We start from the raw sequence: 1,565 nt of genomic DNA, 5'->3' as shown, positions 1-1,565 counted from the left end.
GCCCTGGACGGTTTCCGTGCGCGCCCAGYACGGAATCAACAGAAGAAGCGAAAAGCAGAAAAGCCGCGGCGATGCCGCGGCTTTTCCGGTAGCGCCGGGCGATGCCCGACGAACGCGAAGGCCTTAGTGCTTGGCTTCTTCCTTGGCGGCAGTGGCCTTGGCGTCGTCAGCAACATCGCGGGCCTTGTCGGCAACCTTCTGCGCGGCATCGGCCGTGGCGTCGCTGGCGTGGGCGGCGGCATCGGTGGCTGCGACCTTGGCCTTGTCGGCGGCGGTGGCGGTCGCGGCTGCGGCGCTGTCCAGCGCCTGCTGGGTATCGGCGGCAGCCTGTTCAGAGGCGGCAGCGGTCTTGTCGGCAGCGTCGCGGGTGGCGGCGGCGGCCTTGTCAACGGCATCGCGTGCGGCGACGCCGGCGCTGTCGGCGGCCTGCGCGGCATCCTGCTTGGCCTGTTCGGCTTCCGGGCCCTTGCAGGCAGCCAGTGCGAGCAGCAGGGAGGCGGCCAGCAGGGTAGTGGTCAGCGGACGAATCTTCATGGCGGTCTCCGGTACTGCAATGGATGGGGACGCCAGCCTATTCATACCGTTGTGAAGACCTGGTGGTGACCTGCGAACGGAACTGCGCGCAAAGAAAAAGCCGCTGGCGAACCAGCGGCTTCTTCAGAACAGCTTGAAGAAAGAAGTTATTACTTCTTGGCTTCTTCAGCAGCGTCCTTGGCCTGCTCAGCGGTAGCTTCGGCAGCCTTGGCGGCGTCCTTGGCTTCGCCAGCAGCGGCGTCGGTGGCAGCGCCAGCAGCCTGGGCAGCGGCGTCGACCGAAGCGTCAGCAGCGGTGGCGGCGGTGTCAGCGGCCTGCTGGGCAGCGTCGGCGGTCTGGGCGCCAGCAGCGGCGGCCTGGTCGGCAGCAGCCTGGGCTTCGGTGGCGGCCTGGTTGGCCGAAGCAGCGGCGTCCTGGGCAGCTTCCTGCTTCGAGCAGGCGGCCAGGGCCAGAGCCAGGGACATCGCGACCAGCAGCTTGTTGATGCTCATTGTGTAAATCCTCGTCGTTAGAATTAGGCAACGCGCATGCTGCGCGCCGACAACATGATGACAAGCCAAGATTGGGTGTCAAGCGATCCCGCATTCATTTTTGCGAAATAGACGTTAAACCCTTTCAGATCAACTCGATGGCGATAGCCGTCGCTTCGCCGCCGCCGATGCACAGGGTGGCAATGCCGCGCTTGCCGCCGCGCGTGCGCAATGCGTTGACCAGGGTGACCACCAGGCGTGCGCCGGAGGCGCCGATCGGATGGCCCAGCGCGCAGGCACCGCCATTCACGTTGAGCTTGTCGTGCGGGATGCCCAGTTCGCGCATCGGTGCCATCGCCACCACGGCGAAGGCCTCGTTGACTTCGAACAGATCGACCTGGTCCAGCGACCAGCCGGTCTTCGCCAGCAGGGTGTGGATGGCACCGATCGGGGCGGTGGTGAACCACTCCGGCTCCTGCGAATGGGTGGCATGGCCGACGATGCGCGCCAGCGGCTGCAGGCCGCGTGCGGCAGCATCTTCTTCGGTCAGCAGGACCACGG

2 protein-coding genes and 1 pseudogene are annotated in these 1,565 nt (G+C 66.2%); all 3 read right to left on the bottom strand.

Annotated elements, in window-relative coordinates; all coding sequences use genetic code 11:
* Positions 1–123: 123 nt before the first annotated feature.
* Positions 124–534 carry a hypothetical protein gene (locus AC1VAN_RS21500; RefSeq protein WP_025879171.1) on the bottom strand — a complete coding sequence of 137 codons (411 nt, stop codon included), beginning with the start codon at positions 532–534 and terminating at the stop codon, positions 124–126.
* Between the two features lie 149 nt (positions 535–683).
* Positions 684–1,025 carry a hypothetical protein gene (locus AC1VAN_RS21495; RefSeq protein ID WP_025879170.1) on the bottom strand — a complete coding sequence of 114 codons (342 nt, stop codon included), beginning with the start codon at positions 1,023–1,025 and terminating at the stop codon, positions 684–686.
* 124 nt (positions 1,026–1,149) lie between these two features.
* Positions 1,150–1,565, bottom strand: a pseudogene (locus AC1VAN_RS21490) (acetyl-CoA C-acetyltransferase); the annotation flags it as partial.

The organism is Stenotrophomonas sp. 05L44_2, assembly GCF_056665995.1.
Note: the sequence above shows the minus strand (reverse complement) of the source record. Positions and strands in the feature narration are given on the sequence as shown.

What these genes read in the sequence shown, in the direction of transcription:
- AC1VAN_RS21500 (WP_025879171.1), bottom strand. Translation starts at nt 534, where the DNA reads ATGAAGATTCGTCCGCTGACCACTACCCTGCTGGCCGCCTCCCTGCTG.
- AC1VAN_RS21495 (WP_025879170.1), bottom strand. Translation starts at nt 1,025, where the DNA reads ATGAGCATCAACAAGCTGCTGGTCGCGATGTCCCTGGCTCTGGCCCTG.